We start from the raw sequence: 19,031 nt of genomic DNA, 5'->3' as shown, positions 1-19,031 counted from the left end.
CTTCTCCTAAAAAAATAGAGAAGCCGAAAGCTTCTCGTATTATGCAAAGATGGCATTCCAACCAAAAATTAATAGCGCTAAAATAACAATCGCACCTAATAAAATTGGCCAGAATGTACTACTAGCAGCAATTAATAAGGCTAGAAAATCCCCTTTTTCAAGACGATCTTCTTTACCTTTTTGTTTATCTTTTTTTTCTAACATCTCACGCATCGTTGGGCGCTTAGACATTAGAATTCACCTCCAAAGTGACACTTAACGAAGTGGTTTGGCTTAACCTCTTTAGTTGCTGGTTCTTGTTCACGACAAATGTCTTTCGCAAATGGGCAACGAGGGTTGAATTTACATCCCTTAGGAATATTTACGTTACTTGGAATTTCACCTTGAATAACTTTCATTTCTTTACGTTTTGTAGGATCTGGTAAAGGAATTGCACCAATCAACGCTCTTGTATAAGGGTGTTGAGGGTTCGAATAGATTTCATTCTTATCAGCAAGTTCCATCATACTACCTAAATACATTACACCTACACGGTCAGAAATATGTTTTACAACTGACAAGTCGTGTGAAATGAAGATATAAGAAATATTCTTTTCTTCCTGCATGTCTTTCATTAAGTTGATGATCTGTGACTGGATAGAAACGTCCAATGCACTTACTGGTTCATCACAAATAATGAAGCTTGGATCTAAAGCCAAAGAACGTGCGATACCAATACGTTGTCTTTGTCCACCTGAGAATTGGTGAGGATAACGATAGCAATAATAGCTTGGTAAACCACAACGGTCCATTAAGTTTTTAACATATGCATCTAGTTCTGGACCACGTTTGAATTTTCCGTGAGCAATCAATGGTTCAGCCAAAATATTAAATACAGTCATACGAGGATTCAATGAAGAATATGGATCCTGGAAAATGAACTGCATTTCTTCACGTAAAGCACGCATTTCTTTACGAGATTTTTTTGCGACATCTTCACCTTCGAAGATTACTTCTCCACTTGTTGGTTCATAAAGACGAATAATTGTACGACCTAAAGTAGATTTACCACAACCTGATTCACCTACTAGACCTAATGTTTCACCTTCATATAAATCGAAAGTAATATCGTCTACGGCCTTAACACATGGGTCGCCTTCTTTATATTTTCCTTTTTTTAGAGGGAAGTATTTTTTTAGGTTTTTAACTTCAAGAATTTTTCTTTTTTCTGCCATGACTATCCCTCCTGTTTCATTTCTTCTTCAACTTTGAAGCACCATACGTGGTGACGTGATTTAACCTTTGTATCTGTTGGTTGACCTTTTTTACAACGATCTGTTACATATGGACAACGATCTGCAAAGTAGCATCCTTCTGGTAAATACAATGGGTTAGGTACGCTACCTTCAATTGTATTTAAACGTTTACCTTCTTCAGCTAATGAAGGCATTGAATTCATTAATCCAATAGTATATGGGTGTTTAGGATTGCTGAACAATTCTTCAACTGGAGCTGTTTCAACAACTTTACCTGCATACATAACGTTAACATTATCAGCAACCTGGGCAACTACACCTAAGTCGTGTGTAATCAACATGATTGATGTACCTGTTTCATTCTTTAATTTGTTCATTAAAGAAAGAATCTGAGCCTGAATTGTTACGTCTAGGGCTGTTGTAGGCTCATCCGCAATCAATAATTTTGGATGACAAGATAAAGCCATCGCAATCATAACACGCTGACACATACCACCTGATAATTGGAATGGATAGTTATCAACAACTTTTTCTGGACGAGAAATACCAACTTCTGACAACAATTCAACTGCACGCTGTTTTGCCTCTTCTTTAGAAACTTCTTCGTGAGTTAAAATGTTTTCCATAATTTGATCCCCAACTGTAATAACTGGGTTCAAACTTGACATTGGTTCCTGGAAAATCATAGAGATTTCGTTACCACGAATGTGACGAATTTGTTCATCTGTAGCTGTAGCCAAGTTTAAACCATCTTCATCACGATCTACATTTCCCATATATACGATTTTTGATCCAGGCATGATTTCTCCTGGTTCACTTACTAAGCCTAAAATAGACATGGCAGTTACTGATTTACCACAACCTGATTCACCTACAATCGCAAGTGTTTCATTTTCATACATTGTAAAGTGGTTTCCATCAACTGCTTTTGAATCACCTTTTTTTGTATGGAAGTATACACGAAGGTCTTCCACTTTAATTACTTTTTTATTTACAGACATTGTGTATCCTCCTTACTACTGTAATTCTTTAGGGTCGAATGCATCACGTAAACCTTCACCAATTAAGTTGATAGAGATTACAGTTAATAAACACATTAAACCTGCAGGGATCCATTCCCAAGGATAGTTTTGGAACACGTAAGAATCACGTGCCAAGTTCATTAAGTTACCCCATGAAGGAGTTGGTGCCGTAACACCCATACCTAAGAATGATAAACCAGCCTCAGTCAAGATAGCACTTGCCATTTGAAGTGTAGCATTTACGATTACTAAAGAAATAACGTTTGGAAGTAAGTGTTTAAAGATTTTTGAAAAATCTGAAATACCTAAAGCTTCACAAGCTTGCATAAATTCTTGTTCACGTAAAGTCAAAATCTGTCCACGAACTAAACGAGCAAGTCCTGGCCATGATAATAAACCAATCAATAATGATACAGTGTACATTTTTTGACTTTGTGGAACCCACAACATTGTTGCAGCAACCGCAATAATCATTGGTGTAAATGGTAATGAATAAACAATTTCTGCAAAACGCATTAATAAGTTATCCAATTTTCCACCATAGTATCCAGAGATACCACCAATAGTACATCCTAAAATTACAGTAATAACAGCGGCAATAACACCAACCATAATTGAAATACGTCCACCTAAGAATAGACGGAATAAGCAGTCACGACCTTGTTTATCTGTACCTAACAAGTGTTCGCCTCCTGGAGCTAAGTTAGGATTTGATAAATCATAGTCATTTACGCTATATCCAAGCATTGGTGGAATCACAATAACAGCAATAACAATTAAAATAAAAATAATCAAACCTGCCATGGCAACACGGTTTTGTCTAAACTTACGCCATGCGATGGTCCAAGGACCTATAGATTCAATTTTTTCACCAGATTCTAAAACAACAGCATCTTTTTTAGCCATCTATAGTTCCCTCCTATTCATCAACCTTGATACGTGGGTCAACTAATGTATAACAAACGTCAGACAATAAGTTACCTAACAACATCAACAAGGCACTAAACATCAAACAAGCCATAACTAAAGAGTTATCACGTTGGTTGATCGCATCGATTAATACTTTACCAATTCCTGGCCAGATAAATACAGATTCCAAAATTACGGCTCCTGAGAACAATGATGGAATGTATAATCCTAGTAATGTTACTAAAGGAATTTGAGCATTTTTAAATGCATGTTTGTAAATAACAGTCTTTTCTTTAAGACCCTTTGAACGTGCTGTACGAACATAATCCATGTTGATGACTTCAACCATAGAGTTACGTACATAACGTGAGAATGACGCAAATGAACTAAACGCCAATACGATTACAGGTAAAATTGAGTGTAATGCGATATCTCCAATTTCTTGGAAAATACTTGAGTAACCAAAGCTTGAAAGCATTGTGTCACGCATTCCATTGATTGGCATACCTGGGATGTTCAAACCAATGAAGAAAATTAATACTAAGGCAAAGAAGAATGTTGGAACACTTATTCCTAACAATGAAAATACTGTCCAGAAGTTATCAAACACTGAACCTTTCTTTACGGCTTGCTTAATTCCAACTGGAATGGCAAAAATCAAAGCCACTATTAAAGAAACAACATTCAAATAGAATGTATTCCATACATAGTCACCAATAATAGTTCCAACTGGTTTTTTAAGGGTAATACTTGACCCTAAATCTCCTGTACACATACGTCCAACCCAACGTACATATTGTTCAGGTAACGATTTATCCAATCCTAACAACTCACGAACGTGATCACGTTGCTCTTGTGTAACCTTTGAACCGGCTCCAAAGTAAGCTGTTACCTCATCACCTGGCATCGCCTTTACGGTACCGAAAATAACGATTGAAATGATGAAAAGGACAGGAATCATCGCTAAAATTCTTTTTAATACATACTTTAGCATAGTTATCGATCCTTTCTATCCACTAAATGCATATAAGAGCAAGTCAATACGGCTTGCCCTTAATTTTATAAACAATCCACGAGTTTTCATGCAGACTATTTAACGTTGCAGCGTTTCTGTCAATGAACATTCGTCCTTTAACATCCACTATTTTAACACATCTTTGTGCAATTTTTAAATTTATTTTACAGTAATTGTATCCATTGATTGAGACCAGTTACGTAATGTTCCTGTTCCAGTCAAGTCAACTCTCTTATTGTAAAGGTTGAACTGCATACCTGAGTAAACTGGCATGTATCCTGCATCATCAGCAGCCATCTTCATAGCTTCAACATAATCAGCTTTTGATTGAGCAGCATCTGAATCAGCACGAGCTTTTGTCAATTGGTCAACCAATGCTTGATCATTAACACGAGAGTAGTTATTTACAGCCATGTTATCTGGATTATTTGTATATGAATCATTAGCTGAAGTATCTTGGTTATTTGTAAATCCAGTAGCTAAGAAACACATATTCCATTCGCTATCGTGGCTTTCATCTTGAATGTTGCTTAATAATGTAGAGAAGTCAACTGTAGTTTGTTTCAAATCAACACCTAAATCTAGATAAGTTTTCTTAACCATAGGAATTAATGTTTCAAGTACTGAGTTACCTTCTGAACATAAGAATTTGATTTCTAATTTTTGTCCGTCTTTTTCACGGATTCCATCAGCACCACGAACCCAACCAGCTTCATCTAATACTTGGTTCGCTTTATCCATATCAAATGCATATGTATTTAATCCATCGATTGTTTCTTCATTACGAACAACGGCACCAGAGTTTACTGATGCTGGATTCCAGTATGCAGCTGGTACATATCCACCTTTAACTTTTTTAACTTCGTCACTTGCTTTTTTATCCCATCCGAAGTATGAATCACAGAATCCTTGACGATCTGTCGCATACATCAATGCTTGACGTACAGCTTTGTCAGCTGTAGCTCCATTGTTAGCGTTCATAGCTACAAAACCAACAGCACTACGAGAGTAGTAGTTGAATGCCATGTTTTTATCTTGACTCGCTTCACTTACTTTATTTGTTTCAATTACATCTGGAATTAAATCAACTGTTCCTTTTTTCAATTCAGAAACTTCTGTAGTTACATCTGTTTTCTTAATAATGATTTGATCTACTTGGTATTGTCCCTTTTCACGTTTGAATTCTTCATTACGAACAAATGAAGCTCCACTTGCTTTATCATAGCTCTTTATTTGGTAAGCACCAGAACCACATGATTCTTCTTGGTTCTTTTCAACAACTTTTACTTTACCTTGTTTGTATTTTGAGTAGTGATCTGCACTAGTGATTCCCATTCCACCAAATGTTGAGACTGCATCGATTTGAGGCGATACTAAGTGGAATACTACTGTGTAATCATCTGGAGTTTCAATACCAGTTAATTCTTTAGCAGCTCCGCTATTATATTCTTTATATCCTACTAGGTTTTCCAATCCACCACCATTAGGACCAGCATAGCTTGGGTCAGCTAATGTTGCGAATGTAAATTTAACGTCTTTTGAAGTTACTTCAGTTCCATCACTGAATTTGTGTCCTTTTTCCAATTTGTAAGTTAATGTTAAACCATCTTCACTTACTTCTGGTAAATCTTTAGCCAATTCTGGTACCAATTCGTTATCCGCATTGTACTTTAACATTGATTCATAGCATAAGTTTACTACATATTGATCATAAGCACTTGATGCATATTGAGGTGTAAACTGTCCAGTTAAACTTTGGTTTACAGATACTGTTAATGTTTTTGCGTTACTGCTAGATCCGCCTGAACATGCTACTAAAGTAGAAGCCATTGCTACAGATGCTAAACCAGCAACAATTCTTTGTTTATTCATTTCTCTTTCCTCCTATAGTCTGCTCACTATGTGTGATGAAATTATACTATGTTAGAAACACGTTTTCAAGGGTTTAAGAAAAATTTTTACATACAATTTTACATTAATGTATATTTTTCATGAACATAACGCATCATTTTGTCTTTATATCAAGTATTTTCATTGTATTCGCTTACAATTAAGTTTTCGTGTTTTTCTTATAAACATTTGTCTATAAACACTAGATTTTTATGTAAATCATGAAAATCTAGTTCATTTTAAATCCAATCATCCTTTATTCATATTTCAAGAAAAAACTTATTCTAACTTATGAAAATGGTTTACTTTACAATTTCACATAATTCATTTTGATTTCACAACATTTACCAAAGTTATACTAAATTTATGACAACATGGAATGATATTCTATAAGTGCCTTAAAGATAAAGCAATGAATATAGAAATAAACCAATATTCATATCTCTCTCCTAATAAATAATAATAATAAACAAAAAGAAGCCATTCTAGACGCCAACACTAGAATGGTTTTCTTGTTCTATGCTAAAATAATCAAGAAAGAAGTGAAGTTATGAATAAAGCATTAGCCCATTTACATACAATCAATAAACACAAAGTAAAAGTTACATACTTATGTTTTCGCTGTCATTTATATAAACAAGGATTACTCCATGACTTAAGCAAATATTCCTATATCGAATTAAAAACAGGTTTTCATTACTACCAAGGATTCCGCTCTCCTATTGATGCTGAAAAAGAAGAGAAAGGCTATTCTTTAGGATGGTTACACCACAAAGGAAGAAACAAACATCATTGGGAATATTGGCTTGATTTTGGCGTAGATGGTATTTATGCATGTAAAATGCCTACAAATTATGTCATTGAAATGTTTTGCGATCGAGTCGCCGCAAGTATGATCTATCAAAAAGAAAAATATACGGATTCTAGCGCATTAGAATATTATGAAAATGGACGAGGTAAAATTCTGATTCATCCCGAAACAGACGCCCTCATCCATCATTTATTAAAATATTTATCTGAACATGGTTTAGATCAAACCATTCACTACATTATTACTGAAATTAAAGAATAATTATTCTACAGTTACACTTTTCGCAAGGTTACGAGGTTTATCAACATCGCAGCCTTTTTCTTTTGCGACATAATATGCAAGTTCTTGCAACAAGACAGTTGCTGGAATACAACTCAATAGTGGATCCACATCTGGAATGCGAATTACATAATCAAAGCCATCTGCATTCTGATTTTTTGAAGTGATCAAAATAACTTTTGCCCCACGAGCCACTGTTTCTAAAATATTTGAAATTGTCTTTTGTGCAACACTAGGCTGCGTAGCTAAGGCAATCACTACCGTATCTTTTTCAATCAATGCGATAGGACCATGTTTTAATTCTCCAGCCATATATGCATCGGCATGTACATAAGAAACTTCTTTTAGTTTTAATGCCCCTTCTAAAACACTTAAATAATCCAATTGTCTACCAATAAAGTAAGCATCTTTTTGATTCGTTAATAGTTTTGCAAATTCTGCCATTTTATCTTCTTGTTGAAGCATTTCTTCTACCACTTCTGGCATTTGTTTCAACTGATCGATCATATTATATTTGTTTTCTACATCCCCATTACATAATGCTGCAAGTTTTAAACATAAACATGCCAACAGCACAAGTTGTGTTGTATATGCCTTCGTACTTGCGACTGCAATTTCTGGCCCAGCACAAGTATATAATACAAAATCAGATAAACGAGCTAGACTAGAGCCTAATACATTTGTCACAGCTAATGTTTGTGCTTTGTTTTCTTTTGAAAGTTTTAATGCCGCCAAAGTATCGGCTGTTTCTCCAGATTGTGAAACAAAGATGCATAAAGTGTTTTCATCAATTCGATAATTTCCATATCTAAACTCACTTGCACTAATGCAGTAAATTGGTTGATTGATCCATGTACGCAATAAATATTGAGCATATAAACTAGCATGATAAGCTGTTCCGCATGCAACAAAGTAGATTTGATTGATTTTTGAAGCATCTAAACCCGATAATTCTGGCATTGCCAAATTATTTTCAATATGAGCTCTTAGTGTTTCTTTGATTACATATGGTTGTTCATGCATTTCCTTCTGCATAAAAGTATCATATCCACCTTTTTGAGCTGCACACGCATCATACGAAATATGTGTCCATTTCATATCTACTGGATCTCCAAAGAAATCATACAATTCAATACTTCCTGGTTTCAAAATAGCCATTTGATCATCTTCTAAAGCACAAATATCCTTTGTGTAATCTAATACAGCCGGAATATCACTTGCACAAAAAGCAGCCGTATCGGTTTTTCCAACAATCATTGGACTTTCTTTTTTTGCGACAAATACGCAGTCTGGATAATCTGTACAAACCACACATAACGCAAAACTTCCTTGAAGATATTGTACACATTTCTTTAAGGCATACATCATATCTCCTTGATAGTAATAATCCAACATATGAACAATGACTTCACTATCTGTCTGTGATTGAAATTTATATCCCTGTTCCAATAAGCATTCTTTGATGGATGCATAGTTTTCGATGATTCCATTATGTACAATTGAAATTGTCTCACTCTCATTTGTATGTGGATGTGAATTCATATTACTTGGAACACCATGTGTTGCCCAACGTGTATGTCCAATTCCTGTATGTTCAGGATGTTCTTTTTCGGATAATATTTCCTCTAAATTTGTTAAGCGTCCCTTGGCCTTATACGTTTCTAAATGATGACTTGAAACTAATGTCACTCCTGCAGAGTCATATCCACGATACTCCAGTTTTTCTAACCCCTGCAATAAAAATGGTAAAGCATTTTCTTTACCCGCGTAAGCTGTGATTCCACACATTATAAAAAAATCCTCCTATTATATTATTTTCATGGAGGATACTAAATGGCTTTGTTCAATATTCACACATTGGTTTTGTCCATCGTTAAAGGTTGTATCAACCTCCAGACTACCCGCCGAATCTTTCGATAAGTCTGGTCCTCGTCAACTAGTTTCTAGTCCTGGCGCTATTTTTTTACTACAACTCCATGAATAATGAATATTATACAAAAAATAATACATATGTCAAAAAAAGAAGACTTATTCTTCTTCAACTAGATTCAATAATTCTAGTATTCGATTTAAGTCTTCTTTATTTTCATAATGAATAGAAATTGAATTTTTACTGATAGATACAGATGTTTGGAAGAATTCTTGTAGCTTTTCTTTCGCTGCTTTCACATAAATATCTTCCTTTGGTTTTTCTACCGTTTTTTTATTATTTGTATCCTTTACAATTTGTTCTACTTTACGCACAGACAACCCTTGATCAATGGCCTGCTTAGCAATCTTACGCATGCTAGATTCCGTTTTAAGACCCAACAAAGCACGAACATGCCCCATACTTAATTGTTTATTTACAACATATTCCTGTACATCTTCAGGAAGTTTTAATAGACGCAATAAGTTTGTGATATGTTCACGTGATTTTCCCACACGATGAGCCAATTGTTCTTGTGTATATCCTAAACGCTGAATCAATTTTTCATAAGCTTTTGCTTCTTCAATTACATTTAAATCTTCACGTTGAATATTTTCTAACAACGCAATTTCCATCATTTCCTGATCATCAAAATCAACAATGATAGCTGGAATATTCTCTAATCCAGCAAGTTTTGAAGCTCTAAGTCTTCTTTCACCGGCAATTAAATCATATCCCTGAATACTTTTTTTAACTAGAATAGGCGTAAATACACCATGTTGTTTAATGGATGAACTTAATTCTTTTAATGCTTCATCATCAAATACTTTACGAGGCTGATATGGGTTTGGACGAATTTCATTTACAGGAATCTTTGACTGTTGTTGACTTTCGACTTCCATATCTCCATTTTGAATATCATCTAATACCTTGGAAACATCTTGCCCAAAAATACTAGACAAACCTTTTCCTAAACGAGCATTATTTTTGTTATCCATAAATTATGCCTCCTTTGAATTACGTTTTAGTACTTCTTCAGTTAAACCAGCATATGCCTTGGCACCTGTACTTTTTGGATCATATTCAAAAATCGATATACCACGACTTGGTGCTTCAGACAATTTTACATTTCTTGGAATTGAATTTTGATATACAAGCTTTCCAAATGTTTGACGAACATCTTGCGATACATCAACACTCAATCTTGTACGAATATCAAACATCGTTAATAAAATTCCTTCGATTTTCAAATTACGATTACTTGTTCTTTGTACAAGACGAATTGTAATCAACAATTGCGTTACACCTTCCAATGCATAATATTCACATTGTACTGGAATCAAAATACTGTCAGCTGCCGTTAATGCGTTTGTATTTAATAAGCCAAGTGAAGGTGGACAATCAATAATAATATAATCATATTGATCTCGAATGGGTGCAATTGCCTTTTTCAACAATTCTTCCTTGCCATATTCCATTTTATCCATATCCAAATCAGCTCCAGCTAAATTAATGTTAGCCGGTACAATATCAATTCTAGGATTCACCTTAGGCACGATAGCTTGCTGTATTGGAACACCTTCCATTAAAACTGAATAAATCGTTGCTTGTGAATTATTTTGATTCGCACCCAATCCCTGTGTAGCATTTCCCTGTGAATCGAAATCAATCAATAATACTTTTTTACCTACATGTGCAAGTCCACTCGCCAAATTTATAGAAGTTGTCGTTTTTCCAACTCCACCTTTTTGATTCGAAATCGCCATTACTTTTCCCATACTTAACCCTCCAAAGGTTTTTTCTTGATTTGCCCATACGCCCTAGGATATTTACTAGGTGTATGTTTTACCTTTTTAAAATATAAATTAATACGTGTTGCATCCTCTTCAATCATGAATTTTTCTTCATCAACCAATTCAACACCTAATGTATCAATTGCCTTTTTCGCATTTAATAATTCTTCATGTCCATTTTTTCCTTTTAGTGCCACCATTGTACGATTCATTTTCACAAAAGGAACACAAAGTTCTAATAAAATCGATAATTTCGCAACAGCACGTGCACTGACCACATCAAAACATTCACGTTTTTCTTTTGCCAAATCTTCAGCTCGAACATTCAATATATCTAAATTTTCTAAGTTTAGTTGAGTTTTCACTTCATTTAAAAAACGACAACGCTTTTGTAAAGGCTCCACCAAAGTCATATGCACATGTGGAAACGCAATTTTTACTGGAATTCCAGGAAAACCTGCCCCCGAACCAATATCACACATTGTTTCAAAATCAATATTTGAAAAAGGCATGATTGAATCATAAAAATGTTTCTCCCACACTTCTTCTTCCTGTGTAATTGCCGTTAAATTCATCTTCTCATTCCATTCAACTAGAAGATGCATATATTTTTCAAATTGATTTATTTGTTCTTCATTTAATTGGATGCCAGCTTCTAAACAAGCTTTTTGAAATTCTACTTTAGTCATGAAAACCCTCCACGCTAACCATTATACCATATAATCGTTTACGTCGTATTTTTACTATACGCAATAATTTGACACTATGAATGTCAATTTATTAGTTTTATTCATTTATGTTACAATTTTAAAGAGGAGGTAACTTATGAAAAACTTTAAAAAGATTTTATTCATTCTTATATTTATCTTAATTGCCTTTATTGGTGGAATGTTTTTTGCGAATAAACAAACAGAACCAGAAATCACATCGACATTGATTCAAAATCGAATTGAACAAGCTAGTGATTTAGTAACGACAAAATATCATTATACGAAAGTAGGAAAATTTGAAAATTCATTAAATCTAAATGGATGGTCTATCCCTTTGACAAATAAATACTTCATCTTAACATTTGAAGGAGAAATTCAGTTAGGAACTGATTTATCTAAGGCAAATGTAGAAATCAACGACTCTACTATTCATGTAACTGTTGATAAACCTGCTGTTATTTCGAATGTAATTGATGAATCGAGTATTGAAGTTTATGATGAAACAAAAAATATATTTAATCCAATTAGTGTGAGTGACTATAAAGCCTTTGCGCTAGAACAAAAAGATAAAGCTTTATCTGAGGCAAAAGAAAAAGGATTAATGAAAACGGCTCAAGAAAACACAAAGAAAAGTATTAAACAAATCATTTTCATTATCCCAGATACAGATGATTATAATATCGAAGTAACATTTAAGGATTAATTATGCCAAATTTAAAATTAGTTGATGCATTCACAGATTTTGTAGAAGAAAGTACGCTTCCATATCGTCAAATGATGACCTACTACAATTGTGCATTAATGGAAGTGGAAACTAAATTTAAAGTTCTTAACGAACAATTTTCACTATTTTATGATCGTAATCCTATTGAGTCGATTCATACACGAATTAAATCGCAATCTAGTATCTTAAGAAAACTTCAAAAGAAAAACTTGTCACTTACAATATCAAACATTGAAAACAATCTGTTTGATATTGCCGGTGTGCGTGTTGTGTGTTCTTTTACAGAGGACATTTATTCTTTGGCCAATTCTTTTCTTAGCCAAGACGATGTTCGATTGATTGAAAAAAAGGATTACATTCAAAATCCTAAAGAAAATGGATATCGTAGTCTTCATTTAATTGTAGAAATCCCTATCTTTTTATCCGATGAGAAAAAATGGGTTAAGGTAGAAGTACAATTTAGAACGATTGCGATGGATTTCTGGGCAAGTCTAGAACACAAGATTCGCTATAAGAAAAACTTGTCTAAAGAAAGACTTGATGAAATTGATAAAGAATTATTAGAATGTGCGAAGATTTGTAAGACACTGGATGAAAAAATGCAAGAAATAAAGACGGGAAATTAATTTTCCCGTCTAATTTTCTTCATACACTTCTTCAAAAGATACTTTCGCCTCTTGTGAATTTTCTTTCATGAATTTACGATTCTTATAGAATCCTATTGTTAATAATGGAACGATGATGATGGCAATTCCTAAATATCCACAATATCCATATCCATACTTAACAACGTTTGTTAGTCCTACAAATGAGATTCCCATAGAAACGACCATGATGAATGCAGAAACTAAAGCTCTACGTACAGGTACATTTTCTACTTTTTGCAGGAATTTCACATTTTCAAAGCGATTCACAAAACCAAAGATGACACAAACTGCACTTGAGATCAAACATAAGAATAATACCACTCCATAAAGTGCTACAAGCCAGTTTGCTCCAAATGATTTTAATGTTGTTAATGTTGGTAAAGTTGTTCCGTTTGGCTGTGTTAAATAATAGTGTTGCCAACAAAGTAACATCAATACCGCAAGTCCTAGACCTAGCATATTTAATGTGAACGTTAATGCCATTGAACGATCACAATCTTGTTTTGTCTTTAATACACTTGTTCCACAAACTAAGATAGCAGGTACTGTAACCCATTGGAAAGCTGAATAAGTAACACCGTTCCAAACTGCTTTTGGAAGTTGACTCCAACCATTTGCAGAAAAATCAACACGCATAACATCTAATAAGTTATGTCCATTTAGTAATCCAACTGTATAAATAGAAACAGCTAAAACTAAGATAACGATACCCATATATGTGCTTGCTCTACGAATCAAGTCAACTCCAAAAATTGTTAGGAACAATACAACAAGACCAATCACAAATGTTCCTAAATAGTAATTTAATCCAAAATATTGTGTTAATGCACTTGCAGCTCCAGAAATACATGATGCGACAACCATTAAAACCATAATGTTAAAGAATAATTCAAATAATAGTTCTACTTTATCAAATGGATGATATAAACATTCAAATAATTCTTTATATGTTTTTAATCCTCGTGAATTCATCATAATCTGACCTTCACGAATTGTCATTGCTAAAAGCAACATCGCAACGGCAACGCCAACAATAGCTGGCCATCCTAAACTTACAAACCATGTGTTTTCTTGATTTCCAGTCGCAAAGCCTCCGCCTGCATGAGCCGCAAATGCAGTTGTTGCCACTGAAAATGCTGCCATCCAGGAACGATTTAATTTTGTGTTTTCATTTCTCTTCATTCTCAAATCCTCCTTTTCTGCAACAAAAAACCTTCCGTCTCTTGTTGCTTAATAAACAAGAGACGGAAGGTAATATTTTTATTCTTCCGCGGTACCACTCTAATTCATTCTAACGAATGCCCTCATCGATGCAATCACATCTAGTCTTTATATCGTAAGACTCACGTCTATAACTACATTATCGCTATAGCCACTCCATGGTGATTTTCATTCTCTAGCTTTACAATATTTTCCACCAAACAATATCTCTCTAGGCTAAACCTTAGTGAATTACTCTTCCATATCAATGCGTTGACAGTATAATACTACAATTTACATTTTGTTTCAATAGTTAATTGAAATATTTTTACATTAATTTGTAAACAAAAAGAAAGAGGATTATACCTCTTCCATAATTTGATGGATTGTATCTACAACTCGACTTGTATTTTTACCATCTGTATATACCATATACTTCATTTGAAAATAAGATAACTTATCATAATCATAATCTTCAAATTTCAAAGCTTCCTTTAATTGATTCTCATCTGTGCATATTGGACCAGGAAAATCATTAAAATCAATATTCAATCCTATATCTTGTTTGTATTCATCAATATCCGGAATATAGCTAATCATTGGTTTGTTTAATAAAGAATAATCAAATATTACACTTGAATAATCCGATATTAAACAATCACTCACTTGCATCAGGGTATATAAATCTTCCTTATTCATATTGATTCCACCCTTGCACTGAATATCTCCAAGTAATGGATGAAACTTATATAGGACAATATAATCTTTTATTTTTGTGAAATCAAAAGACTGGATCTTAAAGCCATCAATAATATTTCCTCTAAAAGTAGGTGCATATAAACATAACTTTTTATCCTTCAATTCAGGATATCTTAAATAGAATTTGTCTTTTTCATTCATGTTTAATAATGTATCAATTCTAGGCATTCCCGTTACCAAAACTTGATCTTTTTCTACATGAAAAGCTTGGGAATAAGGTTCTTTCCAATATTCCGCATTACATAAAACATAGTCATAGTTTCGTACAGGATATTGCCTTTTAATTTGATTTCCAAATTTCTTGACAGCACCGCACGCATGCCAAATTTGTAGTACCTTAACATTTTTAGGCTTCATATGACTAATCACATAGTTATTGTCATTTAAAATTACTAGACTTGATTTTTTTATTTCAACAAGTTGTTTTAAGCAATTCAAAAAGTATTTAAAATCACCCCATAAATTCTTTTCAAACATCAATAAAATATAATGAATATCGTATTTATTCTCATGACGTAATTTTTTATCAATCAATTTAAAATCAGACGATAATTCACTTTGAGTTAAACTGATAAAAGTAATGCGATTTTTCTTTGGATGAATATAAAAAGTTAAAAGATCTACAATTTTCAAAGCAATATTTAAGATTATCTTACTTAATCCCATTTTAGTGCACCGCCTTGTATAAAATATCTACAACTCTTTTAGATGCCTTTCCATCTTCATGATTATTAAAATATTGATTAAACTCATTCAATTTAGAATAGTCATATACTTCGTTTTTAATATCTTTCAACATTGTTTCTTCATCCATATAGATTTCACCTGGAATATCCTTATGAATATCTAAATAGAATCCTCTTAAGTCAGTCGCATATTCTTTTAAATCATACATATAGAAATAGATAGGTCTTTTTAATATCGCATAATCAAAGAAAACACTTGAATAGTCAGTAATTAAAATATCACTAATTACATATAATTCATTGATTTCTGCTTGTGCAGGAATCGAATACAAGAATCCATCTAATTCAGGATCATCTTTAAATGTATTAATAATTAAATAGTGTGGTTTAAATACAACAATTGTATCTTTGCCTAAAATTTCTTTCCATTTTCTAAAGTTTGCCTTCAATTCAAAAGTATAACCAGCAGAAACATAAGAATTGTCTCTCCATGTCGGTGCATACAATACAATTTTTTTATCCATAGGCAAATGATACTTCTTCTTGATCGTATCACACTCTTCTTTTGTGGCATTTGAAATAAAGTCATTTCTAGGATAACCTGTTTCAATCAGTCTTTCTCTATTGATTTTAAAAGATGTTTGAAATACACGGGTACAAAATGCATTAGGACTGATCATATAATTGTATCTTGCGACATCTACATCGTAGGAATGACACATCTGTTCATAACTAACTCCAGATCGATAGAACGTTGTATCTTCACTTACATCAATATCGTGAGCTAATCGTTTTAACGGAGTTCCATGCCATGTTTGTAGATAAACCTGATTCTCTTTTTTAAAGATGTATGTAGGAAGTTTACAATTGACAACCCATAATTTTGCCTTGGACAAATAATAGAAATAAGGAATGCTGAAATACTCCTTTATTTCAGCTCCTTCAATATGAATATTCTTTTCTTTATGATTTTTTATAAACCAAATAAAACGATATCCATCAAATCGTGGATCTTGTTTCATTTGTTCATAAATAGCTTTAGGATTATCAGAATAGCCACGACCATGAAAAGATATAAATATGACAAGTTTTTCATCCACTTTAAATAAGCGATATGTTAACTTATATGCCAAGCGAATACACTTTCCCGCTAACTTTTTAATCGGTCTTAAAAGTTTTATAAGCATGGCTATCCCCTCCTTTTTACTTAAATACTTCCTCTACAATATGCTTTGACGCATTTCCATCGTCATAACAACAGAAACGTTTATAGAATTCTTCATAACGTTCTTTATATTCTTCATTGATTTGATCAATATTCAAAATCGCATTCACAACTTCTTCGCTTGTATATAATAGTGGACCTGGAACCTCCGTATTCATATCAATATAGAATCCTCGTAATTGATTTTTATACTTTTCAATATCATATGTATAGAATAGTACTGGTCGTTTCAAGTTCGCAAAATCAAAGAATACACTTGAATAGTCTGTGATACAAATATCACTAATCAAATAAATCTCACTAATATCATCATACTTACTTAAGTTATACACAAAACCTTCAAGCCCTGTTGTATCAATGTTATCCGCAATATAATGGTGTGTTCTTAATAAAACAACATATTCATCAGATAATTTTTCCATCATTAACTTTAAATCTAAAGCCAATGTGAATTTATATTCACCTTTTCCATAATGCTCATCATCACGCCATGTTGGTGCATATAAAATAGTTTTCTTATCTTCTGGAATACCAAGCTTTTTTCTTAAGTCTTTGGCAATTTGATCTTTGTTTGGCCAATATAAAATGTCATTTCTTGGATATCCATATTCAAGCATCTTACCTTCATACATAAAACAACTTCTAAATGTTTTCGTACTAAATGGATTGGCACTTACTAAATAATCCCATTCTTGTCTTTGACGATAGAATTGCTGTTTATATTTTGGTGATGCCGAAGTTACTTCTTCTTGATCGAACACAAGACGTTTTAATGGTGTACCATGCCAAGTCTCAACAAATACTTGTCCTTCTCTTTTGCGATACCATAATGGTTGTCTAACATTAAACACAAAATATTTGCTGACGGCTAAATAATAAGCATATTTAAAAGAGAAACGCTTTACAACTTCTGCTCCATAAGGAACTTCATGCCCATCATTCAAAGCCCATACACATTTATATTTGCCTGGATAATTCTTAGCAATATATTCATATATATATTTAGGGCTGTCTGAGTAATTTTTAGCCATAAATGTTTCAAATAAAATTGTGTTTTCCTGAATCGGTTTCTTTGAATAGATATGATAATAAGCTAATTTAAATAGCACATTCCTATTTTTGAAGACTCTAAAGAATTTTTTAACCCCTAGTTTTCTTCGTACACAACTTTGGACACCCTTTAAGTCACGATTTTGTAGATAAGCTACCATTTTTTTAGAATTACGCTTATATCGATTCATAACTTCAGGACGAATACCATCGATAGTTTTTGCGATTCGTTCGAAGTATTCAGTACGCCATAAATCATCTTGACTACGACGAATCTTCTTTGCCATTTGAGAAACAAAATACGATACAATTTTACGATCTAAGCAGAAACGTACAACGCCTTCTTCTTTCAATAAAGTACGTGTATATTCAACCGCATCGCATCTTTCATTAAAACGATTTTCATTTTCTTCCTGACTCAATGCTGGTTCATTAATAGGATCATTATGTTTACGTTTCACATAGATGGCTTCTTCTACTTGTAAAGCGGAAGTCAGTTTTTCTAATAATGGACACATGAATGTCATATCACAATAATATCTAAAGTTCTCATTAAATTTTAAGTTATTGCGAACCACAAAATCACGATTATACAAGTTACCTAACACTGTAAAGGTACGAATTCCTTTTCGATTGTCCATTGTATAAAAAATAGCTTTAGCTTGCTGTTCATCTTTTTCATAAGACGAAAATGAAATAAAATCAGAAAGTCTATTTAGACGTTGTTGTTCTCTTTCTTCTTGATCCTCTTCATCCACTTCTTTATTTTCAATTTTATGAAGGTAATTTGCCTTATTATTCCAAGTATGATTAATCATACCGTAGACCATATCCACATCATGATCCATTGCCTTGATCATATTTTGTAGAGTATCTTCCAAAACATAATCGTCACTATCCAAAAAGTAAAGATAGGCTCCTTTAGCTTCTTGAATACCAACATTTCGACAAGCTGCAACTCCTGTTACTCCTTCAGGTAATGTGTATACTTTCATATCAAAAATAGAATTATATTGTTCTAATAAATCATCTATATCTTCAGTTGGATGATCTAAAACGACAATTAATTCAAAATCTTTAAATGTGCTTTCTGCTAAATTTTGTAGACATTCTTTAAAATAATGCTTGTACCTAAAAAAAGGAAGGATAATACTGATAGTACGCATA

17 protein-coding genes and 1 other annotated feature are annotated in these 19,031 nt (G+C 33.2%); of the genes, 3 read left to right on the top strand and 14 right to left on the bottom strand.

Annotated features, from left to right (window positions below):
• Positions 1–39: 39 nt before the first annotated feature.
• The 6 genes from Q0E86_RS02305 to Q0E86_RS02280 all read right to left on the bottom strand — a co-directional run bounded on the left by Q0E86_RS02305 (position 40) and on the right by Q0E86_RS02280 (position 6,053).
• Positions 40–231, bottom strand: coding sequence for a hypothetical protein (locus tag Q0E86_RS02305; RefSeq protein WP_288536622.1), 192 nt, complete (start codon positions 229–231; stop codon positions 40–42).
• The gene (locus Q0E86_RS02300) at positions 231–1,214 is read right to left on the bottom strand and encodes an ABC transporter ATP-binding protein (RefSeq protein WP_217798356.1); all 984 of its coding nucleotides are present in this window, start codon (positions 1,212–1,214) and stop codon (positions 231–233) included. Before Q0E86_RS02300 ends, Q0E86_RS02305 begins: the two co-directional genes overlap by 1 nt.
• Before the next feature lie 2 nt (positions 1,215–1,216).
• Complete coding sequence (locus Q0E86_RS02295) at positions 1,217–2,236, bottom strand: ABC transporter ATP-binding protein (RefSeq protein WP_295754319.1); 1,020 nt, start codon at positions 2,234–2,236, stop codon at positions 1,217–1,219.
• Between the two features lie 15 nt (positions 2,237–2,251).
• Positions 2,252–3,163 carry an oligopeptide ABC transporter permease gene (gene opp4C / locus Q0E86_RS02290; protein ID WP_227991887.1) on the bottom strand — a complete coding sequence of 304 codons (912 nt, stop codon included), beginning with the start codon at positions 3,161–3,163 and terminating at the stop codon, positions 2,252–2,254.
• A 13-nt stretch (positions 3,164–3,176) separates the two neighbouring features.
• Complete coding sequence (locus Q0E86_RS02285) at positions 3,177–4,160, bottom strand: ABC transporter permease (protein WP_288536625.1); 984 nt, start codon at positions 4,158–4,160, stop codon at positions 3,177–3,179.
• A 180-nt stretch (positions 4,161–4,340) separates the two neighbouring features.
• Positions 4,341–6,053, bottom strand: a complete 1,713-nt coding sequence (locus tag Q0E86_RS02280; protein ID WP_295754318.1) for an ABC transporter substrate-binding protein — start codon at positions 6,051–6,053, stop codon at positions 4,341–4,343.
• A gap of 568 nt (positions 6,054–6,621) precedes the next feature.
• Between Q0E86_RS02280 and Q0E86_RS02275 the strand changes: the two genes are divergently transcribed.
• Complete coding sequence (locus Q0E86_RS02275; RefSeq protein WP_295754317.1) at positions 6,622–7,143, top strand: DUF5662 family protein; 522 nt, start codon at positions 6,622–6,624, stop codon at positions 7,141–7,143.
• On the opposite strand, the gene glmS is transcribed toward Q0E86_RS02275, so the two are convergent.
• From glmS to rsmG, 4 genes are all read right to left on the bottom strand, one after another.
• Positions 7,144–8,949 carry a glutamine--fructose-6-phosphate transaminase (isomerizing) gene (gene glmS / locus Q0E86_RS02270; RefSeq protein ID WP_295754316.1) on the bottom strand — a complete coding sequence of 602 codons (1,806 nt, stop codon included), beginning with the start codon at positions 8,947–8,949 and terminating at the stop codon, positions 7,144–7,146. It lies immediately after the preceding gene.
• A 240-nt stretch (positions 8,950–9,189) separates the two neighbouring features.
• A complete protein-coding gene (locus Q0E86_RS02265; RefSeq protein ID WP_295754315.1) occupies positions 9,190–10,068 on the bottom strand; it encodes a ParB/RepB/Spo0J family partition protein in 879 nt (292 codons plus the stop codon).
• A gap of 3 nt (positions 10,069–10,071) precedes the next feature.
• The gene (locus Q0E86_RS02260) at positions 10,072–10,848 is read right to left on the bottom strand and encodes a ParA family protein (RefSeq protein WP_118010585.1); all 777 of its coding nucleotides are present in this window, start codon (positions 10,846–10,848) and stop codon (positions 10,072–10,074) included.
• Positions 10,849–10,850: 2 nt separating this feature from the next.
• Positions 10,851–11,552: a 16S rRNA (guanine(527)-N(7))-methyltransferase RsmG gene (gene rsmG / locus Q0E86_RS02255; RefSeq protein ID WP_288536633.1), complete on the bottom strand. Its 702-nt coding sequence runs from the start codon at positions 11,550–11,552 to the stop codon at positions 10,851–10,853.
• A 136-nt stretch (positions 11,553–11,688) separates the two neighbouring features.
• On the opposite strand from rsmG, the gene Q0E86_RS02250 reads away from it, so the two are divergent.
• Entirely contained in the window at positions 11,689–12,276 is a 588-nt protein-coding gene (locus Q0E86_RS02250; RefSeq protein WP_295754313.1) for a DUF4230 domain-containing protein, read from the top strand.
• Positions 12,277–12,278: 2 nt separating this feature from the next.
• Entirely contained in the window at positions 12,279–12,923 is a 645-nt protein-coding gene (locus tag Q0E86_RS02245) for a GTP pyrophosphokinase family protein (RefSeq protein WP_295754312.1), read from the top strand.
• A 9-nt stretch (positions 12,924–12,932) separates the two neighbouring features.
• Here Q0E86_RS02245 and Q0E86_RS02240 read toward each other — a convergent pair whose 3' ends face one another.
• From Q0E86_RS02240 to Q0E86_RS02225, 4 genes are all read right to left on the bottom strand, one after another.
• A complete protein-coding gene (locus Q0E86_RS02240; RefSeq protein ID WP_295754311.1) occupies positions 12,933–14,126 on the bottom strand; it encodes a hypothetical protein in 1,194 nt (397 codons plus the stop codon).
• 55 nt (positions 14,127–14,181) lie between these two features.
• Positions 14,182–14,422: a binding site (T-box leader), on the bottom strand.
• Positions 14,423–14,504: 82 nt separating this feature from the next.
• Positions 14,505–15,569, bottom strand: a complete 1,065-nt coding sequence (locus Q0E86_RS02235; RefSeq protein ID WP_295754310.1) for a CDP-glycerol glycerophosphotransferase family protein — start codon at positions 15,567–15,569, stop codon at positions 14,505–14,507.
• 1 nt (position 15,570) lies between these two features.
• Positions 15,571–16,776 carry a CDP-glycerol glycerophosphotransferase family protein gene (locus Q0E86_RS02230; protein WP_295754309.1) on the bottom strand — a complete coding sequence of 402 codons (1,206 nt, stop codon included), beginning with the start codon at positions 16,774–16,776 and terminating at the stop codon, positions 15,571–15,573.
• A 16-nt stretch (positions 16,777–16,792) separates the two neighbouring features.
• Positions 16,793–19,030 carry a CDP-glycerol:glycerophosphate glycerophosphotransferase gene (locus Q0E86_RS02225; protein ID WP_295754307.1) on the bottom strand — a complete coding sequence of 746 codons (2,238 nt, stop codon included), beginning with the start codon at positions 19,028–19,030 and terminating at the stop codon, positions 16,793–16,795.
• Position 19,031 lies beyond the last annotated feature (1 nt).

The organism is uncultured Holdemanella sp. (genome assembly GCF_934754935.1).
In the GTDB taxonomy this organism is placed as follows: Bacteria; Bacillota_I; Bacilli_A; order Erysipelotrichales; family Erysipelotrichaceae; genus Holdemanella.
Note: the sequence above shows the minus strand (reverse complement) of the source record. Positions and strands in the feature narration are given on the sequence as shown.

What these genes read in the sequence shown, in the direction of transcription:
- Q0E86_RS02305 (WP_288536622.1), bottom strand. Translation starts at nt 231, where the DNA reads ATGTCTAAGCGCCCAACGATGCGTGAGATGTTAGAAAAAAAAGATAAA.
- Q0E86_RS02300 (WP_217798356.1), bottom strand. Translation starts at nt 1,214, where the DNA reads ATGGCAGAAAAAAGAAAAATTCTTGAAGTTAAAAACCTAAAAAAATAC.
- Q0E86_RS02295 (WP_295754319.1), bottom strand. Translation starts at nt 2,236, where the DNA reads ATGTCTGTAAATAAAAAAGTAATTAAAGTGGAAGACCTTCGTGTATAC.
- opp4C (WP_227991887.1), bottom strand. Translation starts at nt 3,163, where the DNA reads ATGGCTAAAAAAGATGCTGTTGTTTTAGAATCTGGTGAAAAAATTGAA.
- Q0E86_RS02285 (WP_288536625.1), bottom strand. Translation starts at nt 4,160, where the DNA reads ATGCTAAAGTATGTATTAAAAAGAATTTTAGCGATGATTCCTGTCCTT.
- Q0E86_RS02280 (WP_295754318.1), bottom strand. Translation starts at nt 6,053, where the DNA reads ATGAATAAACAAAGAATTGTTGCTGGTTTAGCATCTGTAGCAATGGCT.
- Q0E86_RS02275 (WP_295754317.1), top strand. Translation starts at nt 6,622, where the DNA reads ATGAATAAAGCATTAGCCCATTTACATACAATCAATAAACACAAAGTA.
- glmS (WP_295754316.1), bottom strand. Translation starts at nt 8,949, where the DNA reads ATGTGTGGAATCACAGCTTACGCGGGTAAAGAAAATGCTTTACCATTT.
- Q0E86_RS02265 (WP_295754315.1), bottom strand. Translation starts at nt 10,068, where the DNA reads ATGGATAACAAAAATAATGCTCGTTTAGGAAAAGGTTTGTCTAGTATT.
- Q0E86_RS02260 (WP_118010585.1), bottom strand. Translation starts at nt 10,848, where the DNA reads ATGGGAAAAGTAATGGCGATTTCGAATCAAAAAGGTGGAGTTGGAAAA.
- rsmG (WP_288536633.1), bottom strand. Translation starts at nt 11,552, where the DNA reads ATGACTAAAGTAGAATTTCAAAAAGCTTGTTTAGAAGCTGGCATCCAA.
- Q0E86_RS02250 (WP_295754313.1), top strand. Translation starts at nt 11,689, where the DNA reads ATGAAAAACTTTAAAAAGATTTTATTCATTCTTATATTTATCTTAATT.
- Q0E86_RS02245 (WP_295754312.1), top strand. Translation starts at nt 12,279, where the DNA reads ATGCCAAATTTAAAATTAGTTGATGCATTCACAGATTTTGTAGAAGAA.
- Q0E86_RS02240 (WP_295754311.1), bottom strand. Translation starts at nt 14,126, where the DNA reads ATGAAGAGAAATGAAAACACAAAATTAAATCGTTCCTGGATGGCAGCA.
- Q0E86_RS02235 (WP_295754310.1), bottom strand. Translation starts at nt 15,569, where the DNA reads ATGGGATTAAGTAAGATAATCTTAAATATTGCTTTGAAAATTGTAGAT.
- Q0E86_RS02230 (WP_295754309.1), bottom strand. Translation starts at nt 16,776, where the DNA reads ATGCTTATAAAACTTTTAAGACCGATTAAAAAGTTAGCGGGAAAGTGT.
- Q0E86_RS02225 (WP_295754307.1), bottom strand. Translation starts at nt 19,030, where the DNA reads ATGCGTACTATCAGTATTATCCTTCCTTTTTTTAGGTACAAGCATTAT.